This window comes from Glutamicibacter sp. MOO4 (genome assembly GCF_056934395.1).
The window spans coordinates 21626-39592 of the sequence record NZ_CM167800.1 but is presented as its reverse complement, the minus strand read 5'-3'; the positions used below and the strand labels follow the sequence as shown (position 1 = coordinate 39592).

At 54.8% G+C, this 17967-nt stretch carries 20 protein-coding genes; 18 read left to right on the top strand and 2 right to left on the bottom strand.

Going from position 1 to position 17967, the window contains the following annotated elements; all coding sequences use genetic code 11:
- Positions 1 to 22: 22 nt before the first annotated feature.
- The 7 genes from AC1Z3F_RS00200 to AC1Z3F_RS00170 all read left to right on the top strand — a co-directional run bounded on the left by AC1Z3F_RS00200 (position 23) and on the right by AC1Z3F_RS00170 (position 5761).
- Entirely contained in the window at positions 23 to 1819 is a 1797-nt protein-coding gene (locus AC1Z3F_RS00200; RefSeq protein WP_483566262.1) for a hypothetical protein, read from the top strand.
- 12 nt (positions 1820 to 1831) lie between these two features.
- On the top strand, positions 1832 to 2584 hold the full coding sequence (locus AC1Z3F_RS00195; protein WP_483566261.1) for a hypothetical protein: 753 nt from the start codon (positions 1832 to 1834) through the stop codon (positions 2582 to 2584).
- A gap of 142 nt (positions 2585 to 2726) precedes the next feature.
- Complete coding sequence (locus AC1Z3F_RS00190) at positions 2727 to 3149, top strand: hypothetical protein (protein WP_483566260.1); 423 nt, start codon at positions 2727 to 2729, stop codon at positions 3147 to 3149.
- Between the two features lie 142 nt (positions 3150 to 3291).
- Complete coding sequence (locus AC1Z3F_RS00185) at positions 3292 to 4047, top strand: hypothetical protein (RefSeq protein ID WP_483566259.1); 756 nt, start codon at positions 3292 to 3294, stop codon at positions 4045 to 4047.
- A gap of 70 nt (positions 4048 to 4117) precedes the next feature.
- Complete coding sequence (locus AC1Z3F_RS00180) at positions 4118 to 4489, top strand: hypothetical protein (protein ID WP_483566258.1); 372 nt, start codon at positions 4118 to 4120, stop codon at positions 4487 to 4489.
- A gap of 59 nt (positions 4490 to 4548) precedes the next feature.
- Positions 4549 to 5184, top strand: a complete 636-nt coding sequence (locus AC1Z3F_RS00175; protein ID WP_483566257.1) for a type IV toxin-antitoxin system AbiEi family antitoxin domain-containing protein — start codon at positions 4549 to 4551, stop codon at positions 5182 to 5184.
- A gap of 103 nt (positions 5185 to 5287) precedes the next feature.
- Positions 5288 to 5761, top strand: a complete 474-nt coding sequence (locus AC1Z3F_RS00170; RefSeq protein ID WP_483566256.1) for an SHOCT domain-containing protein — start codon at positions 5288 to 5290, stop codon at positions 5759 to 5761.
- Between the two features lie 149 nt (positions 5762 to 5910).
- On the opposite strand, the gene AC1Z3F_RS00165 is transcribed toward AC1Z3F_RS00170, so the two are convergent.
- The gene (locus AC1Z3F_RS00165) at positions 5911 to 6993 is read right to left on the bottom strand and encodes a hypothetical protein (protein WP_483566255.1); all 1083 of its coding nucleotides are present in this window, start codon (positions 6991 to 6993) and stop codon (positions 5911 to 5913) included.
- 180 nt (positions 6994 to 7173) lie between these two features.
- The gene (locus AC1Z3F_RS00160; RefSeq protein WP_483566254.1) at positions 7174 to 7929 is read right to left on the bottom strand and encodes a hypothetical protein; all 756 of its coding nucleotides are present in this window, start codon (positions 7927 to 7929) and stop codon (positions 7174 to 7176) included.
- Positions 7930 to 8116: 187 nt separating this feature from the next.
- Between AC1Z3F_RS00160 and AC1Z3F_RS00155 the strand changes: the two genes are divergently transcribed.
- The 11 genes from AC1Z3F_RS00155 to AC1Z3F_RS00105 all read left to right on the top strand — a co-directional run bounded on the left by AC1Z3F_RS00155 (position 8117) and on the right by AC1Z3F_RS00105 (position 17788).
- On the top strand, positions 8117 to 8974 hold the full coding sequence (locus AC1Z3F_RS00155; protein ID WP_483566253.1) for a competence protein CoiA family protein: 858 nt from the start codon (positions 8117 to 8119) through the stop codon (positions 8972 to 8974).
- A 219-nt stretch (positions 8975 to 9193) separates the two neighbouring features.
- Complete coding sequence (locus tag AC1Z3F_RS00150; protein ID WP_483566252.1) at positions 9194 to 9823, top strand: alternate-type signal peptide domain-containing protein; 630 nt, start codon at positions 9194 to 9196, stop codon at positions 9821 to 9823.
- Between the two features lie 36 nt (positions 9824 to 9859).
- Positions 9860 to 10402, top strand: coding sequence for a signal peptidase I (locus AC1Z3F_RS00145; RefSeq protein ID WP_483566251.1), 543 nt, complete (start codon positions 9860 to 9862; stop codon positions 10400 to 10402).
- A 206-nt stretch (positions 10403 to 10608) separates the two neighbouring features.
- Entirely contained in the window at positions 10609 to 11967 is a 1359-nt protein-coding gene (locus tag AC1Z3F_RS00140) for an alternate-type signal peptide domain-containing protein (RefSeq protein WP_483566250.1), read from the top strand.
- A 45-nt stretch (positions 11968 to 12012) separates the two neighbouring features.
- Positions 12013 to 12432 carry a hypothetical protein gene (locus AC1Z3F_RS00135; protein WP_483566249.1) on the top strand — a complete coding sequence of 140 codons (420 nt, stop codon included), beginning with the start codon at positions 12013 to 12015 and terminating at the stop codon, positions 12430 to 12432.
- A gap of 169 nt (positions 12433 to 12601) precedes the next feature.
- Positions 12602 to 13576: a hypothetical protein gene (locus AC1Z3F_RS00130; RefSeq protein WP_483566248.1), complete on the top strand. Its 975-nt coding sequence runs from the start codon at positions 12602 to 12604 to the stop codon at positions 13574 to 13576.
- A gap of 75 nt (positions 13577 to 13651) precedes the next feature.
- Positions 13652 to 15247, top strand: a complete 1596-nt coding sequence (locus AC1Z3F_RS00125; RefSeq protein ID WP_483566247.1) for an FtsK/SpoIIIE domain-containing protein — start codon at positions 13652 to 13654, stop codon at positions 15245 to 15247.
- 177 nt (positions 15248 to 15424) lie between these two features.
- Complete coding sequence (locus tag AC1Z3F_RS00120) at positions 15425 to 16099, top strand: hypothetical protein (RefSeq protein ID WP_483566246.1); 675 nt, start codon at positions 15425 to 15427, stop codon at positions 16097 to 16099.
- A 67-nt stretch (positions 16100 to 16166) separates the two neighbouring features.
- Entirely contained in the window at positions 16167 to 16556 is a 390-nt protein-coding gene (locus tag AC1Z3F_RS00115; RefSeq protein WP_483566245.1) for a hypothetical protein, read from the top strand.
- A gap of 125 nt (positions 16557 to 16681) precedes the next feature.
- Positions 16682 to 17491, top strand: coding sequence for a C40 family peptidase (locus AC1Z3F_RS00110; RefSeq protein WP_483566244.1), 810 nt, complete (start codon positions 16682 to 16684; stop codon positions 17489 to 17491).
- Between the two features lie 30 nt (positions 17492 to 17521).
- The gene (locus AC1Z3F_RS00105; protein WP_483566243.1) at positions 17522 to 17788 is read left to right on the top strand and encodes a hypothetical protein; all 267 of its coding nucleotides are present in this window, start codon (positions 17522 to 17524) and stop codon (positions 17786 to 17788) included.
- The last annotated feature ends 179 nt before the right edge of the window (positions 17789 to 17967 follow it).

The following is a 17967-nucleotide window of genomic DNA, read 5'->3' as shown; positions in this document are numbered from 1 at the left end:
AAACAACTCACAGGAGGCTCTCATGGAGCAGCAGTCCGCACACGAAGAGATCAACGGTAAAGCATTGGTCATGCCCGATTTCACCCCAACCGAAGACGAGGTTCTCTCCGGCGAAATCATCGGCTACGTTCCATCAACACCAGTCAAGTCGTACACCTTGAAGTCTGTTCCCTACCCCGAGCGGCTCGAAGAAGCGGCCCGCCAGCAGACCAACGACACTGGACTGGGACAGCGCATCGCTTTGCATTTCAAAGAGCAGCTGGCGTTTGTCGTTGATGACCTCACAGGTGAACGTGCATGGCACGTGTACAACGAAAAACTTGGCATCTGGGAGCGCGACACTTCTGGTGAGCTCGCCAAAGAGGTGGCCGTCCAGGTAACCAACTCATTGAACGACGAGCTAGGCTACATCAGCACTGACTCCGATGAGAGCAGCAGTGCTCAGCGCAAGCTTCAAATTGCTCAAGGTTTCCCCGACGGAGAAAGCCGCGACAAGGCAGTCAAAGCTGCTGAAGCAGCTATCGCACGTGCCAAAGGCTCAACCATGTCCGAGCACCTGAAGTTCATCAAAACCTCTAACACTGGGGACTCGCACTGGAGAGCATCTCTGGAAGTTGCTAAAGGCCTTTTGAAGCGTCCCGCCACCGACTTCGACGCCGATCCTGCCAGCATCAACACGCCACAGGGGCTACTCAACCTGCGGACGCTGGAGCTCTCACCGCCAAGCCCACACAATCTGGTCACGAAGGTCACCCGCGCCGATTACATCCCCGGTGCCAAACACCCTGACGTTGACAACGCGATTGCTCGTCTTGACGCAGCCGGTCACCTCGGACTGGCACGCTTCACCCAGCTTTACCTTGGCTCAGGCCTCACTGCACTGCCTGCTGCAAAGACCGTTTTTTACCAGAATGGAGTCCCCGATTCAGGGAAGTCCACAGTGATCCTTTCAGCTATTAAGGCCCTGAGTGAAAGCAAAAATACAGGCTACGCTATTATCGCCGATGCGAAAGTTTTCTGTCGGAGTAACAGCGATGCCAATGCAGCCGACACGAAATTGCACGACTACCGTGGGAAGCGAATGCTCTTCGCTGATGAAGCTGACAAGGCTGGACTTCTAGGGGAACTTTTCAAGAAGTGGGCCTCCGGTGAGCCGATCTCAACTCGCGCACAGCGTGAAATGGCTTTCCAGTGGTACCCGGTGGGAACGCTAGTCCTCTCAGGAAATGGCGTGATCGGCATTCCTACCGATGATGCAGGCGTCGTTCGTCGCTTCATTTCCAGTAATTTGCCTACGAAAATCGAGAATATCGAAGAGGCTGTTCGTACCCGAATGGGAGAGCCAGACGGGTTGGCCGCGATGTTCGCTTGGCTGGTGAAGGGAGCCCATGACTGGCTCACCGCAGGAGCTACCCGCGAAGGGTTTTGCATCACCGATCGCATGACTGAAGAAACAGCACGCTACGTAGGCAATGCCGATCCTTTCGCGGACTTCCTAGAGGAATGTGTAGAGACGAATCCTCAGGGTGATTACCTCCCGATGAAGTTCGGCGTGTGGAAAGAGATCTACAAAGAATGGTGCCAGGTGACAGGCACCAAGCAGCTACCACCTCGTGTACTTAAGGAGTACCTAGAGCGCTACGCTGCGGAATCGACTTCAACCATGGCAAGGTATGGCGGATGGGCTCTGGCTGGCAAGACTCGTTTGATGAGGGGGATCGCAATGAAACGACCAGATTACGCCTACCTTGAGCGCCGCGGCCACATCGTTAGAGACGAATCCTCGCCCAACCTGACCGCCGTAAAACTAGCAGCATAAGGAGGTTCGGCTATGCGGGAAGCATTGATGCCTAGCGGCGAAGTTCTGACCCTTATGGGTAGTCGGTGGTTCGGCCAGCAGTTGACGTTTGAAGAGGCCTCGGCACTGACCGGGGAGCTATATTGCGTCACTCCCGGTTGCACGGTGCCTGTCGTCTACCGGCCAGGTAGCGACTTCAGCCACAAGGATTGGAAGAACGGGTGCTGGCAGTCCAAGCACAGCCTCAACTCCTCGGTGCACGTAGGAGTGTGGATCGCACGGCAGCTGATCGGCGAACACAACTATGCTCCAGTCGGTCAGCAGGGCGCCAAGGTCGTTCAGGTCCGCGGCGGCTCCCCCGTGGCTGTCCGGGATCTTGGGGTAAGTGCCGGTCCGCGGAAAGCGCCTTGGAAAGCTCTACGCGACGCCGAAAAGAACCGTCTGGCTAGTTTGTGGCTGGTTAACAACATCATGAGCGCAAATGGGGAACTCTACGGCATGTGGTGCCAGGGGTTCCTGCGCATGGCGCTCGCTGCAAAGCTATGGCCAGTCAGCCTCGGCATTGTGGATGACAAGAACCGCACCATCCGCTTTGTAGGCGACCTGCAAATGAAGGTTCAAGATGATCGAGATGAGATCGTTGTTGCCACAATCTCCGATCCAGTGTCGGCTGAAGTTTTCATGTGGTGGACCAGGAATGGAGCAATGACTCCCCCGCCAGGGTTTGCAGAAGGTGTCCGAGTGATCGAGCAGATGACTCAAAGGAGAATTCAGATAGTCGATTAGTGAACTGCCCCTGGCTCGTGTGAGCTGGGGGCATTCTTGCACCCACCTAAAGACTACGTAATAACGACATTCAGCAGCAGCGGTTGCACGATTTCTACGCATGGATCTGGACATCAGCCCCACAGATCCAAGGAGAAAGATCATGGACATTTTTTCACCACCCATTCCAGGGCTCGCAGGAACCCTCCAAAAAGAATCCGACCAGCTGGCATACCGCCTACCTGAAGATCCTTTTGACCGCACCGCCTACGAGACAGCATGTGAACAACACGGCGTCGACAGCGTTTCGGATTCTCACCTACTACTTTTTTGGGTACCAGATTTCCGTACCTACGCGCTCACCTCTGAAGACCCCAAACTCTTGGCCGCAGTCCTCCTCGCTGACGGGCGTGCAGCTCAGCTAGCCCAATCACAAATGCTGGGACGCCTACCCGTTGATGCTCGCCAAGGTGGCTCTCGCCATGACCGCCTGACAAAGCTCGCTGCTTCAGAGCTTGAATGGCTGGCCACGATGTCCATCAACATCATGAACAACACCAGCACTCGGGAGGACAAGAATGTGTGATTCGATCGCTGACGGTGGCCACCGCTGCCCGTGCCAGTCAGGACTTGGCCGCTATTACGCGGACCTGGCCCGAAAAGTGTACGGCTATAGCAGCCCTGAAACCCGTGCGCTCGTGCAAAAACATGCTGTTCCAGATGGAGCTTTGAGCAAACTTCGTGGTGAACGCGGTGCGCTAGCTGCTCGCACCAAGGATCGTGAAGAAATGGAAATTCTGCTCAAAGACACCAGCTACCAAGTGCGCTGGGCTTTGGCAGGCAACCCTACCTTTCAAGCTCACAAGGATCTGACCGCAAAAATGCAGCAGTCTGAGAAACGCCAAGAAGTACTTGACGCGCTGGCCGGTGCGACAGCGAAACCAATCGTTGCCAGCCAAACACGCACGTGGCGAGCACCAGTAGATCCGATCGATCTGCTTCCTGCTGGACCTTACGCAGATTTCTTGAAAGCACACGGCACCAGCGACACCTGGACCAGCGAAGATCTCGATGCAGTAGTTGAGGCTGCGAAGAAAAATCCTGAACTGCTGGAGGCTTTTACCGTCGATGACCACATTGCGGCCATGGGTCGCTACTCACCTCGGCGCGTGGATTCTTTGCTCGAAAAATATCGTGGCACCAGCCCACGGCTTCTCGCCGCGGCGTGGGTTCGAAGCAAGCATCCGAGTACCCGCAAGATGATTGTGGAATACGCTGACGTCCTGGCATTGACACACCTGGTGCGATGTGAAGATTTGGAGCTGCAAGCTTTGGCTGCGCAACGACTTGTCGATTTGGGATACGTGCCTGGACCAGGCATCTCTGAAGACTTGGACTCCACACAGACCAGACTTGTGATCAGGAAGGCTCTCAAGGCCACCTATTCGCTCAATAAAATTCAGAGCAAAAAGGACGCAAAGTAAGCCAGACGATAAGATACTCCCCAACGAACTTTTCTTGCTGGTCGGGGAGTTTTCTTATTGGAGGCAATCAATGGCTACTACTGAGTCCTACGGGCAACTCGTCGGCCCTGTCTACTCGACTGGCGCCCTTGAATCCATGTGGGGCATCACCCCGGAAGCCATTGCAGAATTCGTTGCTAAACATCACCTGATCGGCTTTGAAGTGGACGGGCGCACGCTCTTTCCAGCGTTCCAGTTCGATGGCGCCAAGGTTCGCGAAGACATCATCAAGATCGCTCGCATCTTACTCAGCTCGGCCGACGCTTTCACTACCGCGCAATGGTTCAAGACCGTCTGCCAGGAAGATCAGCAGCAACGAACCTACTTGCAGCTCCTCGATGACAAAGAGTTTGAAGAGGTTGAACGTCATGCTCAGCAAGCGGTTGCACGGTGGGTAGCTTGAGCGGTCCAAGAATGGGGCGTTAGCTTGGAAAGTATCATTGAGGGAGATACATTTCAAGAATGAAGTCAATCGAAGCGCTACGAAACCTAGCGGCTGTCACGTCCACCCAGTGGGGTATGGTCACCACGGCTCAGGCGAGCATGCTGGGTGTCACTAGGCTTCACCTCGCCCGGCTTGCTGACTCAGGTCTTTTGGAACGCCTGGCTCATGGAGTCTACAAAGTAAATGGTGTCCCAAGTACTGAGCTTGAAGATTTGAAAACAGCTTGGCTGAGCACGGAACCGAAACGGGTTGCTGAGGACCGCATTCGAGACGGTGAGGCAGGCGTGGTCGTAGCAAGCGCCTCAGCCGCTGCCCTCCACCGGATCGGTGACCTTTGGGCTGAGCAGAATAATTTCGTGAGCTTCACACGGCGCCAGAGTCAGCGCAAGGAGATTCGCTTCAGACAGCGAATTGTCGAGGCTCGGGACATCAACTTGGTCGAGGGGCTGCCAGTCATGACTGTCGAGCGAACAATCGCCGATCTTGTTGACGACATCGGTGACCTCAGCCTCGTTGCAGACGCACTGGATGATGCAATGCGGACCCACACAATTGATCTGGATCGTCTAAGTGAGCTACTGAGCCCACTCGCTGAGCGGAACGGCTTCAGGAGACATGACGGCGCTGCGCTGTTGGACAGGCTGAGCAGTTGAGCGTCTTGCCATTCATACAGTTGCACGGTGGGAGCGATAAGCAAAAACACAAAGTAAAATCTGACTTGAAGATCATCACTCCGCTCAGATAGAGAAAACACAAATGTCATCACCCGCGAAATTTAAGGGCATTTCCGCAAAAGAGGATAAAGGTTCCCTTTGGTGGATCCTCGCTTGTGCAGGCGCTGTCTCACTGCTCATCGGAATCATTGTTGGAGCACGCAAAGTAGACAAACCCTGTGGTTCTGTTTTCAATCAGCAGCACCGCGTAGCCGAGCTTCTGGACACTTTCGATGGCATGCCTGGGGATGCAGTCCTCGAGTGCAATGCCAAGGTTGCCGCAGCCACGGCACCCACTTGGATTTTTATCGTGCTGGGAATTCTCCTGCTCGTTGCCGCTGTGATCATTCGCAATCTGCCACCAAAGCAGCCAGTCACCGTTGTGGCCGCACCTGCAGCCCCTGCCGCTCCATCTTTGACTGCAAAGCTTGAAGAGCTTGCCGCCTTGCGTACTAAAGGAATGATCAGCGAGGACGAATACGAAGCGAAGCGCAAAGACTTCCTAAGCCAAATGTAACCGGCCCAGCAAAACGAGACGAGGAGTGTGGAATTCGTACCATGCTCCTTATCTTTGCCTCCTAAAGGCAAGCTGAGCCTGTAACAGCGGTTAGCAACAAGAAACCCACCAACCAAAATAATGGTTGGTGGGTTTTGTTGTGCTGAATACTATTTCACTCCAGCTTTTTTCTTAGCTGCCTTGAGTGCAGCCTTGTACGCTTTGTTTTGCGTTTCAGTTTTCACCTTTTTGGTGATTTTCGCTTTAGCTTTGCTCTTCGCTTCAGCTTTCACCTTTTTGGTGATCAGTGACTTGGCTTTGTCTTTTGCCTTCTTGTCGGTGGCATCGTACGCAGCGGTGGTTGCCTTAGCTTTTGCATTCTTAGATGCCGTGGATGCCGCGAGCTTTGGCGCGTCTTTGGCAGAATAGTAGCTGGTGACGTTAGCGGTGACTGTCGCCGTTTTCTTTAGCTTTTTCGCTTTGACCGTGGCGCTTTTGGTGACCTTGTGAGTCTTTTTGGCGGTAGCCGATGCTGTGGCCTTGTAGGTCTTGCCGTTGCGCTTGTACTTGGCGGTCTGCTTCGAAGTGTACGACGCGTTGCCTGTGTAGGACGCTGACTTGGTCGCAGTGTACGAGGTGTACGTGGTTTCGGTCTTGGTGGCTGACGCCTTGTACGACTTGCGGTTCGCGGTGAGGGTCTTGCCCTTGTAATCAAACTCGTAGGTTAGCCAGTGACGCTCACCAGGGTACTTTGGTCCTTCATCCTCGTACTGGCAGGTGTTGTGGTAGTCGGTGTAGTTGCTGTTCCACAACCAAACGCATTCTCTTTCTTCGGGCGGAACTTCTACGCGCACTCGAAGAGTGTATCGACCTGGCAGCATCTCATCGCCTGGGAAAACATCGGCGGTGTAGCTCGACTTCTGGCGTTTGAGGTATTCGTCCAGGGACGGGTTTGCTTCACCGTAACCTTCAGCAACGAGCGACCCCTTGGCGTTGTACATCTTGTAGGTGACGTCGGAGGTTGTTTCGTAGACACCTGGTCCTCCTTCGTTGCCGAACAGCTCCTTCATGGCAACTTTGAACTCGAAGGCGGTGCATAACCATGGGTCATCACCCGGTTCGCACATTAACTTGTACACATTGAAGGTCAACTGTTTGTCGGGAGCCGCTGCGTTCGAAGGCGCGGAAACACCGACCAACATTCCTACGGCGAGCAGAAGGCTCGCGAAGACCGAAGTAAGCTTTTTATACAATTTTCCCCCAACAAAAAAGTGCGAATGATGATTGATGGTTAAATTTTAGCCGACTAAAGGGACGGTCTGGATAGTCACAGTAATGTGACCGCTTGCGCATAGAATCAGAGATTCCCATACCCGACAGAAACACCAATTTCAGAGTGCACGGCTCGTCAGGGAGTAGACGCGATAACGCTGCTAATGACGTCCGTTGCCGAGGGTAGGTAGCCCACCACTGACCACTTTGATGTAAGGAATTGACCCAGTCTTGGGCGCTGATTCCCTTTTGACAGCCTCCTTCTTGGCGTCATACCTCGCCAAAGGTGATCCGTCCCCATTCCACACGCCGGCAGAGTACTTGCCCCGGAGCCGTTCTTCAAAAGTCTGACCTTCGGGCTGATCGTCGATTCCCGCATTCAGGAGTGCAACCTGGTGACGAAGAATTTCAAAGCTGGCGCCATCTATTGATGGAACGTTGCCGTCCTTAAATATCTCGATATTCAAGTCGCGGCACAGTACCAAGATTCTCTTTTTCTCTACGGCTAGACGACTCTGTGCCGTGGTGAGTGCAATTTTTGCATTTGGCTTGGGGTGGAAAGTTTTGCCTTTTGGTACCTTGAATTTTGCCAGCTCCTTTTCAACCCTCTTGGGTGCGACAACGGGTTCGGGATAGATGACGCTTTTCACGACCGACGTAGTTAGCGTGCGCCTGCGATCGTCATCCGTCTGCACGACTGGACGAGCCCGCTTCCTCGACCTGTACGTGGAAGCAACAACCTTTTGCTTCTTCTTCACCGGCTTCTTGGGAGTAGCAGCTTTATGCCGCGGTTTCTTCTTCGCCGTTTTCTGGGGTTCAGCAGCATGTGGCTTAGCTACTGGCTTCGCAACTTCGTCGGCTGCCAGTCTGCGTAGCTCCGCTATTGCCTCGTCGTCGAGATGACTCCCCAGACCCATCTGACTACCCTTTCACCCATCACTCTGCTTTAAGGTTCAAGCTACGGTAACTGGGCTTAAAAATCCAAAGAAATTGGTTCATTACGTCAAGCATTTCTTGCCAAGGACACACGAACCCGCGAGCGAACCTTGCCTCTACGCATGGTTCTTTTCAGAAATTGAACGACGCATCTGAAAAGAGATCAAAATGTTCGAAGTAATGGGCCGCAAAGTCACCACCCGCATCGGCAAGCTGGCCGGCAGCCGTCACCCCCAAGGCGAAATGCTCACCGAAGCGCAAGCAACAGCCATCGTCGACCAAGTCACCTGCCTCGATCCAGAGTGCACTGCACCATTGCAACTGGTTCGTGGATCGGCAGCACGTCGTGCACATTTCAGGCACCTGCCAGGCTCTGGCACCGCTTGCAGTGTGGGTGGGCCAATGTCGGAGTGGCATTCCTTCGTACAGCATGACCTTTTGGGCGAAGCCAAGTATCACGAGCTTGTCATCCCTGGTGCGCGCATCGACGTCGCAGTGGAGAGGATCAACTCGGACAAACTCGTGGCTCTGGAAGTCCAGTACAGCCCCATCAAAAAAGAGACTGTGCTGAAGCGTCATGCCGCACACCGCGCAGCCGGAATCGCAGGAACCGTGTGGCTGATTCATGCAGACACCGTGAGCGCTGATGACTGGGTACGAAAGGTGTGGGTTCAGGAGTTGCTCCAAGCCTGCCTTGAAACCCCCGCCAGTGCGCCAGGAGAGAGCGCATACGGCTGCGTGGTGGGGTTGGTAGATCTTCACCCAACCGATCCGTACGCAGAGCCCAGCATTCGGTTCATTGATCGCGTCGTCGAGGACAACCTGCGTGGCAAAAAGGGCATGCGAATCCTCAGCTACGGAAGCTCCGTGCGTCCAGAAGTGCTTCGCCTGTGGGCCCAGGGGCGCCAACGTCCTACCCAGATCCCTGAAGACATCCAAAGCGAGATTCGATCCATGGATGCGGTACCTACCCGACGAGTCAAAGGTCCGGTAGTCCATACCTTTAGCAGCGCGAGGTGGTCATGATGAAAGCCTTCAACGCCGCAGGTTTCTTAGCCGCAAGCATCGTCACCCTTCAGGTCACTGGTGCGCTACCACCCTGGGTCATGCAGGTCTTCGAAGCGCTGGCCTTCAAAGGCTAAGGAAGCACGAGACGGAACGCATTCTCCTAAAAAAGCTACGCATGGTCACTGGTGAAGGCTCCCAATCAGGGCGTCTCACCCTCACTTCTTAGGAGAAACCGAAATGAAAATTTTCAAGAAGAAGACAGAAGCAAATGGTGAAGCATCCGTCAAGGATCAGATCAAGGCCATTTTGGATAACACCCAAAGCAAGAATGCGAAGCGTAAGCGCCTAGCGAAGACGGTGGCCGCTGTTGCTGTGGGTGTCGCTTTGCTGGCTGGTGGCTCAACGTTGGCGAGCTGGCATGACTCGGCCGCGATTGATGACGCGGTGATTCAGACTGGTGAGCTCTCACTGGACACGCAGGCTCTCGGCTGGACTTTCAATGGCAACGCAGTGGATGAGGCGGATCTTGACACTCTTCGACTTTCCCCAGGCGATTCGCTGGTCTACGCCGGCACCGCAACGCCTACGCTTGAGGGCTCTAACTTGGCCGCCAAATTGAGCTTGAGTGCCCAGGCCACGGCTGGATCCTTGCTTGACAGCCCCGTTGTTGACGTCAGCTGGTCGATCGACGGTTCGCAAGCACCTGTTGAGGTTAGCGAAGCCACCAGCGGTGCAGCACACACGATCGCTTGGGCCTTGAGCCTGGCACCAGCCGGGGATCCCGACTACGTCAATGGCGATGAGGCACAGCTTCAAACCCTGGATCTCAGCCAGATCAAGGTAGAACTCGATCAGGTCGCTAAATAGCCTAGTCAAACAATCATTTTGAGAGGAGGTATCACCATGAAAATCATCAGCCGAGTGTTCTTTTGGCTATTCATGACATTGATCGCAACGGCCGTGACTTTGGGTTCTGTCTACCCGGCAGTGCGTGGGTGGGTTCCGCTGACAGTATTGACGGGTTCCATGCAAGGCACTTTTAGCCCTGGTGATCTCGTGGTGGTAGCTCCTCTTGAAGGATCTGAGCGCGAAACCGCAAAGGTGGGCGACATTGTTTCTTACTTGCCTGAGCCCGATTCCACCGAAGGCTTGACTACGCACAGAATTATTGACCGCCAAGAATCTGCTGACGGCAGCATCACCTACACAACCAAAGGCGATGCCAACGGGGCACCAGACTCTCCGATAATGGCTAAACAAGTAGCAGGCAAAATGGTCTACTCCGTACCCAAGCTGGGCTTTGTTGCCAATGCCATGCCAGGTGAAGCAAAGCCAGTCATCGTGGTCAGCGCAGCGCTTCTGCTGCTCGGATACGCAGGTGTTCAAGTAGTTCAAACCGTGCGTGAAAGCCGCACCCGCACAAAGGCAGGTGATGCTTCTGAATAGCGCTTAGTCCTCCTCCTCTTGCGTAGTAACTCAGACATTGCCCTCAACCGGTTCGGTTGGGGGTATTTTCTTGCGCTCCTGCAACAGAGAGGTAGAAAAAAGACACCGCAGCCGGTGTTCACTCCACCTGCCGAGATTGGGCGCATGGTCACTTGTGTGAAGGCACTCCCCCAGTGAATGCCTCAACCAAATCAAGGAGAAGAACCATGGAAACTCAGACGATCAAGAAGCAGCGCAGGTTGCCGAAAGCAGTCACAGCAGTAGTTGTCAGCACTGCACTGCTGCTAGGTACTACTGCCACTGTCGCGATCTGGAAGGCTGATGCTCCGATTGTGACCCAGCAGCGCACCATCCAGGCCGGTGAGCTCAGCCTCGAAAACACCAGCGGCACCTGGACCCTGAACGGCAACCCTGTAGCTGACGTAGCGTCAGTTCGTTTGGTACCAGGCGACACCGTGACCTTTACCGGCAAAGCCACGCCACGCGTTGTCGGTGACACCTTGACCGGTTGGTTGTACTTCAACGATGTCGACAAGGTGGCCGGTTCTTTGGCCGCCTCACCTGCAGCGTCCCTCAGCTGGTCAGTGGATGGGGCGCAGGAAGCCAAGCAGCTCACCGCAGCGGATGATCATGTTGAGCATGATGTTTCGTTCAGCGTTTCCATGGCTCCAGGCAGCGACAACGCATCGCAAGGGCTGACTTTGGATCTGAGCGGCGTGCAGGTGGCTGTCTCAACGATCAAACCGGATGTTGTGGAGAGCGCACCTGAGCTTGGGTGGGCAATCCCGGACCCGGCTCTCAAAGCAGCCGTGGTGAAGCAGCTAACCGGTCAGGATCTATCTGGCAAAGATTTAGCCCTATACCAGCTCACTTTGGAAGATGCAGTCTCCTTGACCGAGCTCGATGTTAACTACGGCTCAGCAATCGTCAGCCTGGACGGCCTAGAACAAGCAACAAACTTGACGTCTTTGTATGCCGCTTACACGCAGATTGGCGATCTCAGCCCACTGTCAGGGCTCGAAAATTTGACTGATTTGGGAATCTCGGGCACGCAAGTGACAAGCCTGGAACCACTCCGCACTTTGACTGGCTTGAACTCCTTGGACGCCTCTGACGCGCAGGTTGGCGACCTTAGCCCACTGGCAGGGCTCGAAAATTTGGCGTCTTTGAGCATCTCGGGCACGCAAGTGATAAGTCTTGAACCTCTCCGCACCTTGACGGGCTTGTACCGCCTGTATGCCGTTAACACGCAGGTCGCCGACCTTAGCCCACTGTCAGGGCTCGAAAGATTAACTGATTTGGGAATCTCGGGCACGCAAGTGACAAGCCTGGAACCACTCCGCACTTTGACTGGCTTGAACTCCTTGGACGCCTCCTACACGCAGGTCGCCGACCTTAATCCACTGTCAGGGCTCGAAAATCTGATGTCTTTGTCAATCGATAGCACACAAGTAACGAGTCTGGAACCTCTCCGCACATTGACTGGCCTGAACTACTTGAGCGCCCCCGACACGTTGGTAACCGATTGGTCACCAGTCGCCCACGTACCAAACGTCATCAAGTAACCAAGAAACATCAACCAACAAACCTCAACAAGTAAGGAAATCATCATGTCAACAACAAATTTGTCAGACCTGACCGCAGCAAAAGAAGCTGTCATCGAAGCCGAAGCAACCCTAACCAACCGCGTCCTAGAACTACGCCAGCTACCCCCTGGTGAACGTCCGTCCTGGGCCCAGATTGGCGCCGCTCTCGGCATTGGAGGCAGTTCAGCCTATTCACGTTTTGGTGTAGGCCCAGAAGAGAGCCTTGCTGAAGCCCGAGCAGCAAGGCTGGAGCGAAGCCGCAAGTCCAAAGCATCCACGCGTAACAGGGCTGATCTTGGTTTGAGCGCCTCAGCTGCTGCCAAGGCTTTAGGTGTGGATCCACGCACGCTTGTCCGAGGTGGTGAAGCTTTGAGCAACCGCTACGAAAAGCGGCTCACGGCATTGCCTTCTGGTCGCTACGCCGAACGCTACTTCTTGACGTAACCAAACACGGTCACCTCGTTCCCCTTCCTGGTTTTCGTACTGGGGAGGGGATTCTTTTGACCTGGTTCAGACACACGAGGGCGTTCGCACAGCCACGCGCACGAATTCGCCGCATGGAAGGTGATGAGAACTGATCGGTTCTTCAAATTCGTGCCAGGAGGCAAAGAAAATGAGTAACTACGACTACAACAACGGTGGACAAGGTGGCTACAACGATAGCCACGGATACAACGGCAACAATGGCTACGGCCACCCGAATCGCAACGTGCAAAAGGGCGCATTCGAAGTCATCATCGAAAAAATCGCATCCGTGCTGCTGGCGATCCTCTTCAGCCCTTTTTGGATCCTTTTGACTGACACCTCATGGGGAGTCAAAAAGAACGCAGCTTCGGAGCGCCCGAAAAATCATCCATTCAAGACCTTTGGAATCTTCACTTTTCCCATCATGGTCGCGGTGCTAGCCCTAGCCTTCCCAGACATCGAAGCGGCAACAATTGCCCTCTTCGGACCCATCTGCTGGCTAGCTCTCGCCAAGAGGATCCCGGCACGCCGGGCCATTCCCTTCCCTACGGTGCAGGTCTTCGCAAGCCTGCGCAGGGCAAGCAAACCGATTCTGCTCTTGAGCGCCATTCTGATCACTGCTGCCGGGCTGCCTTTGATTGGTGACAACGCACTTGCTGGTGTTCCTTTCATCGTCGTCGGCTACCCGCTAGCGATTCATCTGGGCCGAATGAGGGTTCAAGATGATGCGGTTGAAAACGCCAACATGTTGGCTGATCAGCGCGTGATTGGTTTGGCTCTTGGCCTCACCGAATCCACCGTGCAATCGATGCACATCTACCGCACTGGACGCGAAGACGAAGGCACCTTGCAAATCCATACAGGTCAGATCCCCTTTGGCGCTGTCAGCAGCCTGTCGAATCTAGAGACGCTTATTCAGATGCACGTACCCGCGTGGGAGGTTGTCCGCGCGTCTGCCGAAGGAATTGTGCTCGGCTTTGCCACTGAAGAGACTAACGAGCGTCGTGAGCAGCTTCAACGCTCCGCCGGATTGGTTGCAGGCACTTCTGAGGTAGCACCAGCCGCGCAAGATCCTATCTTCGGGGTAGCTCCAGAGGGGTTCGCACCAGGCGAAGTTTTCTAACCGCAACAAACAACAGGGTGGGGTCGTCATGACCCCACCCACTCTCATCACCCAAAACTTTTCTTAGGAGTACAAGTGGAAACCTTCAAAATGAAAATCGGAGCCCGGTACACAGACACGGTGGCCAACCGAGTAAAACTGGTCCGTGTCCTTTCACAGACAGCCGCTGACCAAGGCTTGAAAGGTGCTTGGCAGGCCGAACAGATTGTCACTGACAACGCCACAGGCCAGCAGTTTGTTATCGCTTCGACCAGCCCGACATTCAGACCCATCCCAGTGAAGGTTGAGCTCGGCCCATCCTTCAAGCTGCCAATGACTGAGGCGCTTGAGGCACACGTGGCTACAGAAGGACGCACCATTGTCGAGCTGAAACCACAGGCTGGGTATGCGATTGCTGCTGCGCTGACACCGGCCATCATGACGCTTCGTCGCAGCTTAGCGCTCATGCTGAAGCGAACTTATGAGCACGAGATTGATCTGAACGCAGCGTGGGATCCTGAGCATGGTCTGGACTCAATTTCGATTCGCCGCTTCCCGCAAATGCCAGCAGATGCTGCTGAGAAGGTTTTGCGCGAGTGGCTAGTCCTTGTGACAGGTGGTGTGCGAGAAGCTAAAGGGTGGGACATCAAGGTGTCCCCGCTAGAGCAGACCGCGGAGCTGATTTATGGTGCACCTAGGGCTTTGCCAGAGCTTGTCCCCTTTGAAAGCGTGAGCGCCAAGAAGCTAGTACCAGAGCAGTGGAGCAAGATCCCTATTGGTCGCAATTCGGCTGGTGGGTTAGTGGAAGTCAACTTAAAGGCTGGCCCACACATGCTAGTAGTAGGTGGGACAGGTGCCGGCAAGTCAGTCACTGGCCGTGGCATCATGGCGGGTGCGCTAGCCCGAGGTTTCGAGCTGATCGCCGTAGACCCTACTAAGAAGATGGCCGGTCAGAAAGGCTTCATCCCTTACGCTCACACCTGGGCAGTGAGCTCTGTGGAGGAAGCCGCCGACGTCATCGACATCGTATACGCGGAAGTACGCAGGCGTGTGGAGCTGATCGACAGGGCAGACGCCGAAAATTGGGGTGACCTGTCCGCTGGCACCGTACGCCCCTGGCTGGTCGTGATCGATGAATGGGCAGGGTTGATCTCTGTTGATAAAAAGCCGGCAGGAAATCCAAATAAATCGACACAAGTCGCTGAGCTAATCGAAGAATGGGAGGCTCACACGGCAGCTGTCAGTCGAATTCAGGGCAAGGTGGCCAAAATCGCCCGAGAGGCTCGCTCCGCAGGTATTCACTTGCTGATCCTCACTCAGCGCCCTGATGTGAACGACCTACCGGGGCAGGTGCGTGAACAACTAGGCAGCGTGATCCAAATGGTGCCCAAGGCAAAGCCACCGAGCCGCGAAGCACTGGGCATGGTCTTTTCCGGGGAGTCCCAATCGGCAGCAGCCGAAGTGGAGGACCTTTACAACAGCACGGACGGGTTCGGGCTGGTGTTCTCGGAGGGTGGTACTGTGCAAGGTTTCCGCGCGGCACTTATCGAAGACACCGACGAAGTTAAGCAGGTCGCCCCGTACCTGGATTCAGTGGGCGTACCAAAGGTTCAAAAAGTGGTGTCCGAGCCGACGCCAGAGCCTGATTTTGAACCAACGCCGGCATGGGCGGACGCTGATGATCCTTTCTAAAGAAGCGATTCCGCGTTCGCACGGCTGAGAAAAAGCACGCATGGTGATGGATATCAAGGGGTCATCCTTGGTATCCATTCACATTTAAGGAGAAGAACGATGTGTCTGAAAAAAGGGGCTAGCGAAAAATGGCCGGACGGTCGTCGTTGTGACGGGTGTGGTGCTTGCCATCGCGCCATGACCTACACAGAGCTCAAGGTAGGCGGCGCTGTCGAAAATTTTGCCGCTCAAGCTAGCCGACCAGTGCCCGAGGAAGAAGTCACCGAAACACCAGGGGAGCTCTCCCCCACTTGGCTCCAGAAACTTTGGGCTGCCGCCATGGATGTGCAGCGAAAGCTCATTCGGCTACGTGCCAAGCGTGCGGCGGTCAGGGCAGAGCGTGAACAACGCGAAGCAGACCGCATTGCAGCCATTAAGGAAGAAAAAGAGCGTGAAGCTGCAGAAGCCAAGGAACGCACAATCAAGGCTGCGTATCGCAGGCTGGATCAAGCTTCGGATGACCTCATGACCGCTTGCTTGGACAAAGAGCTCTTGAAGGATCCCACCTATCCAGGCGGTGTTGAGAGAAGGAACGCCTTGCTCAAGGAGGCTCAGAAAGAGGCACGTGCGGCACAAGCAGCCATTGCCAAGATCGAAAACAAAATCAGTATGGATGGCGAGCATACGCCGAGCCAACTCAAGCGAATGGAGACGCTTCACAGGACCCAGGCCGCAGCATCAGAGCTGGTGGAGCATCTGCAAGGAGCAAAGGTTCGCTGTCCAGATCTTCACACTGCTGAACGCAATGAGGCCAGGGCCCGTGCGCACTGGGCAACGGTTGAAGCTGAGGTGATTGCCGCTGAAGCAATTTAGACACTCATTAGCTCATTAGCTCCTTAGCAAAAAAACTAAACAACTAAACAACCAAGGAGACAACATCATGAAAACGAAAACGAAAACCACCACCCAAAACGTCATCAACCAGCTGTGGTACGAAGCCACCATCGAACAAATGTGCTCACGCACCACACGGGCCGATTACGAGGCTGCTGCCAAACGGCTGGCTTTTACACCTCTCACCGATTTAGAGATCATCGCCGTGGACGGACGTTTCTGGTATCGCATCCTGCCCGTAGCCCGGAAGAGCCAAGACCCTATTTTTGTCGCAGCAGTTGCCTTTACCGAAAACCGTCGCATTGGCTTGGCACTGGCAGAAATGGATGGAGTGGTACCGGTATCCAAACAGCGAGCAGAGCCACGCGAAGTCCGCCAAGAAATGCTGCTGAAAGCCGAGGCGCCTTGGCTTCGAGAAGCGATCAAGAAGCTGTGAGCATAGCCGCCTGAAGATCCACTCTTTGGGCGGCTATTGCTTTACCTAGGCGAGGACACCTGAGGACGAACACACCTGGGTGCCAGTTCGCCGTATGGAGGTATATGACACCAAGGAGAAAAATCATGCGAATACGAAACGCAATCATTTTGGTCGGCATCATCTGGGCTGCCACAGGAGCCATCTCGCTGCCTTCACACCCACAACCCCTGGAACGAACAGCCGTATCCGAGCCCATCAGTGCACATGCTGAACTGACGCTTGCACCTGCCGCTGTTGTGGCACCAGACAAGGCCAGTCTCGAAGTTCAAAGAGCCACTTTCACTGCACCAGCCAAGCCGAAGCCCAAACCGATCCCCGAGCCAACTGCTGTTGTAGCGCCGGTCGTTGCGCCTGAGCCAGCACCCGCAAAGGTATCTGCAATTCGGGCAGGCCAAATGATGACCAGTGCACCAGTTGAGTCAGCACCTGCACCAAAGCAGTCCGCGGAAGTAGTCGAGCCAACTAAAGCAGCACCAGAAGCGGCAACAACCAAAGTCGCACCAACCAAGACACCAGCATCAGTTGAGGTACCTGAGCAAGCCGCAGACGCCTCGATAATCACCACGGCAAAGAAATATCTGGGCACTCCGTATGTGTGGGGCGGAACGAATCCAGCTGTTGGTCTTGATTGCAGCGGCTTCGCACAGCTGGTCTTCCGACAACATGGTGTCTCACTCCCCCGAGTTGCACGAGCACAAGCCACCGTTGGCACAAGGATCGCATCACTAGCTGAAGCAAAGCCAGGTGACGTGTTGGGTATGCGAAACGGGGCTCACATTGCCATTTATCTGGGCAACAACAGGATCATTCACGCCCCTCGTCCAGGCTCCACCGTCTCGATTCGTTCACTCACCAGCTACGACGACGTTGACGTCATCCGTCGAGTCCTCTAAACACACCCACTCACAATTAGGAGTAAGAAAATGTTTCCAATCATCATTGCATCAGAAGGCCAAGTCAAACAGCATATTTATGCTTTGCAGCTGACAGGAGATTATGCAGGTGCCAGTCGAGTTCTCGTCCGTCTACCTCATGAAGGGCGCAGTGCTCTACGCAGCGACAGGGCACGCATATGGGCAGCTCACGGCACAGCTTTCAGCTTCATGGACTTCGAGGTAATCGCTGAGGTACGAACCAACGACGCGACTACCGATGCTGAGGCTTGGAGGCTAATCGATAGCACGATCTAAGCCTTCGCCGCATGGGAGAGGATGAAGCGGCTCCACAACTGCTTCATTTCTCCTGGTGATGTGGGGTACGAGGGAGGCAGCTAGCCAGCACGGCCGGTTGCCTCCCTTTCTTTATGGATAAGTCCAGACACCTCAGGGCGTTCGCATGCGCTGGCACCGGATTGCCGAAGATCGCCGCA